This window comes from Candidatus Cloacimonadota bacterium (assembly GCA_021734245.1).
Classification (GTDB): Bacteria; Cloacimonadota; Cloacimonadia; order Cloacimonadales; family TCS61; genus B137-G9.
The window spans coordinates 1-5928 of sequence record JAIPJH010000128.1; the positions used below are offsets into that span (position 1 = coordinate 1).

Annotated in this window: 6 protein-coding genes; all 6 read right to left on the reverse strand. The window is 38.2% G+C overall.

What is annotated here, in order from left to right; all coding sequences use genetic code 11:
• Positions 1 to 128 precede the first annotated feature (128 nt).
• Entirely contained in the window at positions 129 to 476 is a 348-nt protein-coding gene (locus K9N40_12910) for a hypothetical protein (GenBank protein MCF7815368.1), read from the reverse strand.
• Positions 477 to 525: 49 nt separating this feature from the next.
• Complete coding sequence (locus K9N40_12915) at positions 526 to 1494, reverse strand: integron integrase (protein MCF7815369.1); 969 nt, start codon at positions 1492 to 1494, stop codon at positions 526 to 528.
• A 497-nt stretch (positions 1495 to 1991) separates the two neighbouring features.
• Complete coding sequence (locus K9N40_12920) at positions 1992 to 2378, reverse strand: MerR family transcriptional regulator (GenBank protein MCF7815370.1); 387 nt, start codon at positions 2376 to 2378, stop codon at positions 1992 to 1994.
• Between the two features lie 177 nt (positions 2379 to 2555).
• Positions 2556 to 3836 carry an aminotransferase class I/II-fold pyridoxal phosphate-dependent enzyme gene (locus K9N40_12925; GenBank protein MCF7815371.1) on the reverse strand — a complete coding sequence of 427 codons (1281 nt, stop codon included), beginning with the start codon at positions 3834 to 3836 and terminating at the stop codon, positions 2556 to 2558.
• 18 nt (positions 3837 to 3854) lie between these two features.
• A complete protein-coding gene (locus tag K9N40_12930; protein MCF7815372.1) occupies positions 3855 to 5090 on the reverse strand; it encodes an insulinase family protein in 1236 nt (411 codons plus the stop codon).
• A gap of 143 nt (positions 5091 to 5233) precedes the next feature.
• The coding region (locus K9N40_12935; GenBank protein MCF7815373.1) for a S1 RNA-binding domain-containing protein at positions 5234 to 5928 on the reverse strand (695 nt) is incomplete at its 5' end.

Genomic DNA, 5928 nt, shown 5'->3' on the forward strand with positions numbered 1-5928 from the left:
TAACATATTATTGAGCGACATAATCTCGGGAGATTGGATGTCTACATATAGGAATAAATTTATATATGTAGGAATGTTTTTGGGAAATTCCTTTATATAGGAACTTTTTGATGTCTATATGTAGGAATCTATTCCTCAACAATCCTATCCTCCAAACCTAAATTATAAGCATCCCCATATTGCAACTTCCACAATTTCTTCTGAGGATGCCAGCTTGCACCAACAGATTTTAAAGATCTTCGAAGGCTTTTTTCATGATAATCAATTCTTACAAATACCTTCTTATTGAATGGAATCCGCTTGTTATTACTTTTTATTGTTTTACTGTCAACGATTATTTCAACGGTCTTGATCTTTCTCTGCTTTTCCGGATCATATTTGTATCTGACACATACAAGTTGATCATCGTATTTTTCCAGTTCTTTTAAAGTGCCAGGCTTGCCAGGTAAGACAGTTTTTGTGGTTACTAAAGTCATCGCGTACTCTATTATTCTTGTCCTTAAATTATATAAAACAGGGAAATTATCAAAGCGATAATTTATCTGCAGGGCTTTCTATCCCGGCTTTACTTTTATTCATTACGTGGGTATATACCATGGTCGTTTCCAGATTTTTATGTCCTAATAACTCCTGCACCGCTCTGACATTCACACCATCTTCTAATAGATGAGTAGCAAAAGAGTGGCGAAACGTATGGCAGCCGCCATGTTTACGAATTCCAGCTCTTTTAATCGCTTTCTTTACCGCTCTTTGCAAAGTCCGTTCATGGAGATGATGCCGTCTCCTTATCCCTGAGACAGGGTCGTTAGAAAGATTTTTTGATGGAAATAAAAAATGCCAGCCGATCTTTTTCCCTGCATTTGGATATTTCTTTTCCAGAGCATAAGGCATATAGACAGAATCATTCCCGGCTTCAATATCCCGCTTATGAATATTTTCAACCGATTTTATATGGCTTTTTAACTTGCTCTCAATTGCCTTTGGTAAAATGGTGTAACGGTCTTTGTTACCCTTACCTGCCCGAATAAAAATCTGCTGATTGTCAAAGTCTATATCCTTTACCCGTAGTCTCAAACATTCCTTTAACCGCAAACCGGAGCCATATAATAACATAGTCATTAATCTATAAACACCGGTTATTTTTGCTATTATTGCCTTGACTTCTTCCTTTGAAAAAATTACTGGTAATCGTTTTGGCTTTTTAGCCCAATGGATCTTATCAATTCTATCTAATTCAACCCCCAGAACTTCTCTGTAAAGAAAAAGTATAGCACAAAGAGCCTGATTTTGTGTAGATGCTGATAACTTCCTTTTTACGGCCAGATGATTTATAAATCGTCGAATTTGGACTTCGCCCATATCCTTTGGATGTTTTTTATTATGATACAATATATACCGCTTTATCCAGGAGCAATAAGAATTCTCAGTCTTCCTGCTATAATGTTTTGTCCTTATCGCATTTTTCACTCGCTCAAGTAATTTTGGTGAACTAATTTTTTCCCTTTCAATCAATTTTAAAATTTCACGATTTTATTATTTAAAAAAATTCTTAATCCTCACTTCAATATTGAGTTCCCACTGCTTCGCCAGGTCAGTCCCACAAATGGAACTGAAGAGCACGAACCAAGATATAGTGATGACGCCAATTCGATATCAGGTCAAATTTTATCTATCAAAGTCATCCATTTCTCAAACACCTAAAGTCTTGCGCAAAATATATTAACAAATTACCGTTACAATCCAAAGAATTTTTTAGCCTGGAAATCGAGGGTTTGCTACTTAGGATTACATTATTAGCACTTTTGAGAATATTATGTAAAATTCAATTTAGGCTTACACAATTCAGGATGGTGCTTATTATGATAATTCCAACTTTTTTTCCGTGGATTTATAAATTATGCTAATTTTTATGCAGGATAAAATAGTTCAAGGCAGCCCAAACGACTGCCCTGTAAAAAATTTAAAATCAGATGTAAAAACTATGGATTTTATTATTCATCCAAAATTTTCAGGATTTCCTGAAGACCGGTTTTAATATTCCTGACAACATTTTTCAGATTTTCAACTTCCCGGGGATCAGTGCTATCTTCAGCAGGCAATTTCCCCGAACTGGCGAATTCTTCGACCTGTTTCCGATTCATACTCTGGACTAGTTCATCAGCACCTTCAATAGTGTACTTTTTTTCATAAAGCAGATATTTGATCAGTTTAAGCAGAGCAATATCTTTGTCCTTATAGACCCGGTTACCAGCACTGTTTTTGGAAGGGGAAAGCGATGAAAACTCCTGTTCCCAGTAGCGCAGCACATACTTCTTGACATCCAAAATTTCACTAACCTCACCAATACTGTAATACAATTTTTTAATGTCATTTAGCATTTGCTTATCACTTTTTAATTATAATCTAATATACTGGTGCACAATTAGAAAAGCAATCATTGATTAGTATTAACTTGAGGATAAAATGTTTATGGCATTTAAAAACATTTTGAATGCCAATTGAACAGTGTTTAAAATCCCGACCTAAGCAGGTGTATCAATGTTTGGGTAATTGACTTATAATTTTTCAGATTCCAATACTGGTTCCGGCTGAAAATCATGCTTTTTATAGAACTTTTTAGTAAAATCGGCCAGACGTTTGTATGCTTTTTTTAGAGTATCTTCATCAGGTAGAAAGACAACCCGGAAATGATTGGTTCCCGGTTTTTCGCCAAATCCACTTCCAAAAACAACCAGAACACCGGTTTCTTCCAGAAGTTCCAGAACAAATTCCTCATCATCTACATTAGGCGGCAGCTGGATTTTGGGAAAGGCATAAAAAGCACCACCCGGTTTCACACAGCTGATTCCAGGAATGTCATTGAGCATTTCATAGGAGATATCGCGTCTTCTCTGGGTTTTCTTGAGCACTGTTTCCAGATGTTTGTCATCACCTTTCAGAGCTGGAGCGATCATATGCTGTTGAGGATGAGGTGAACACAAACGAGCCCGAAGTAATTTGTTGATGGCCTCTCTGTATTCTGACATTACATTTACTGGATCATGAAAAATTGCCCAGCCAACTCTCCAACCCGGCATTATGTAATTTTTACTCAAGCCTCCAAAAGTTATCACAGGAACATCTTTCGACAATGAAGCGATGGAAATATGTTTATTATCATCAAAAAGTAGCTTATCATAGATCTCATCGGCAAAAACAACCAGATTATGTTTGCGGGCAAATTCCAGAATATTGAGAATACTTTCTTTGTTATAATTAGCACCTGTAGGATTATTAGGATTGATAACTACAATCGCCCGGGTTCTGTCATTGACCCGTTTTTCCAGTTCATCAAAATCTATTTGCCAGCCCTTTTCCTCATTCAGATAATAGGGATTCAATTCACCATGATAGGCCGGAATCTGACCGGAATAGAGAGGATAGCCTGGGGATGGTGTCATAATATTATCGCCGGGATCGATCAGAGCAGCAATGGCCAGGGTTATAGATTCAGAAGCACCACTCGAAATTACCACATCATCGGCAGTCACATTTTCGATACCTTTTCTTTCTACAGCATCTTTAGCTACTGCCTTTCGGGCTTCTTCGATTCCCATAGAATCACAATAGGTAGAAACATTCACTTCGCTCTCAGTGTCAGAGGCCAAAATTTTTTCGCTGACATTTTCCCGTAAATAGCGCGGCGTTTCAAAATCATAAACCGGCGGATCACCAATATTCAGATACAGAATTTTATGGCCTTTCTTCTCCAGTTTTTTGGCCTTGACCACAATATCACGAATTGCATAAGTTACCTGCTCGGTTCTTTTGGCTGGTTTAATTTTTTTTAGACTCATATCAGCCCCTCTCATTTTTTATTTTTCAGGTTTTATAATGGTCTTGACGAATTTTTTGTCAGCAATATAGCGGGCAAGATCGACAATATCCTTGATTTCAATTTGATTGATTCTCTCCAGTAATTGATCAATAGTGAGCAGATTATCATCGAGAATAGCCATTTTACTGAGACGCCGCATTCTGCCTGACATACTCTCCAGAGAGAGCATAGCGGTACCTTTATATTGTTGTTTTTTCAGTTTTAATTCTTCTTCCGTCAGTTCTCCATCAGCAATCTTTTGCAATTCCTGTTGCATAAGCTGGCAGGTTTTGTCCAGATTACTTATATCCGCGCCTGCATAGATTCCAAAAACGCCCATTTTCTTATACAATTCCGAAAAAGAATAAACTGTATAAACAAAACCATATTTTTCACGAATGTTCTGGAATAGCCGGGAACTCAATCCACCACTTAAAAGAACATTAAGCAGCGACAATTCAAAGCGGCGATCATCTTTGCGGGGAAATATGCGAGTTCCCATAAGTACATGGGACTGTTTAATTGGCTTTTTATAAACCTTTTTCCGCTTTTCAACGGGTTTAAAATGATGATGACTGTGCTCCGTTTGTGTGCCGATTTCCTGGGAGAAATATTTCTGAACCTGTTCGACAAGTTCTTCATGCTTGACCCGACCGGCAGCAGCGATCACTATATTATCAGGATTGTAATATTTATCGGTGAATTCAACAATCTGCTGACGGGAAATACTCCCCACAGTTTCCTGGGTCCCCTGGATAGGACGGCCATAAGGATGATTGGGGAATAATTGTTCAATAAAATAATCATGTATAATGGAACTGGGGGAATCTTCACTGTCTTTGATTTCCTCTTTGACAACTGTTTTCTCCCGCTCAATGTCCTCTTCCCGCAGCAAATTATTCTGCACTACGTCAGCCAGAACATCGACGCCATCTTCCAGATATTCGCTCATTAGACGAGTATAATAACAGGTATAGGTCTTGGATGTAAAAGCATTCACATAGCCGCCCAGAGATTCTATATCCGTTGCAATCTGCAGAGCCGAACGATTGGAAGTTCCTTTAAAAGCCATGTGCTCCAGAAGATGGGCGAGTCCATTGATCTCCTCGGTTTCATCATTAGAGCCAGCCAGTACACAGACTCCCAGAGAAATGGAATAAACACTGTCCACATATTCTGAAACCACTCTTAAACCATTATCAAGCCGGGTTTGTTTATAATTGTTTAATACCATTGACCTTTCCTGTTCCGTATGAAAATTATCAAAAATTATCGGCCATGAAATAATTGAACTCAATTAATTTATCGTAGCCAGCAGCAAAGCCAACCATTCCTGAAATGATAAACTAATCAAGTCCAATTTTCATGATCACTTATTTATTTTTTATTTTCAAGAGCCTTGATTGATAATTCGAATTTACCAGGGCCACTGATCTTTTTGAGAAGAACATCAACTTTATCACCAATGGAAAGAACATTATTGATATCTTTAGTATGTTTGTTCTCTACTTCAGAGATATGAAGCAGACCAGTTGTTCCAGGTAAAAATTCAACAAAGGCGCCATATTTTTCCAGTCTTTTGACTTCGCAATCGCGATAGACTTTGCCGGGTTCAGGTTTTTCAACCAGTTTTTCGACCATATCCCTGGCTCGATAACCAGCTTCCTGGGTATCAGCGTAGATCAGAACTGTGCCGTCATCTTCCACAGAGATATCGGCTTCAGTGTCGTCCTGAATCTTTTGAATATGTTTACCACCAGGACCAATAACATCACCGATCTGATCCTGTTCAACTTTGGTGGAGACAATACAGGGTGCTTCGGGTGACAATTCCGGTCTGTGTTCTTTGATTGCTGTAGCCATCTTATCCAGAATGTAAAGACGACCTGCTTTTGCCTGGGCAAGAGCTTTACGCATCAGTTCAGGAGAAATACCTTCAACTTTCAAATCCATTTGAATGGCAGTAACTCCATCGACAGTTCCGGTAACTTTGAAATCCATATCACCAAAATGGTCTTCTACTCCCAGAATATCAGTGAGAATATAGGCATCGTCTTCATCTTTGATCATGC

Coding starts and splice junctions, on each gene's coding strand:
- K9N40_12910 (MCF7815368.1), bottom strand. CDS start 476: ATGACTTTAGTAACCACAAAAACTGTCTTACCTGGCAAGCCTGGCACT.
- K9N40_12920 (MCF7815370.1), bottom strand. CDS start 2,378: ATGCTAAATGACATTAAAAAATTGTATTACAGTATTGGTGAGGTTAGT.
- K9N40_12925 (MCF7815371.1), bottom strand. CDS start 3,836: ATGAGTCTAAAAAAAATTAAACCAGCCAAAAGAACCGAGCAGGTAACT.
- K9N40_12930 (MCF7815372.1), bottom strand. CDS start 5,090: ATGGTATTAAACAATTATAAACAAACCCGGCTTGATAATGGTTTAAGA.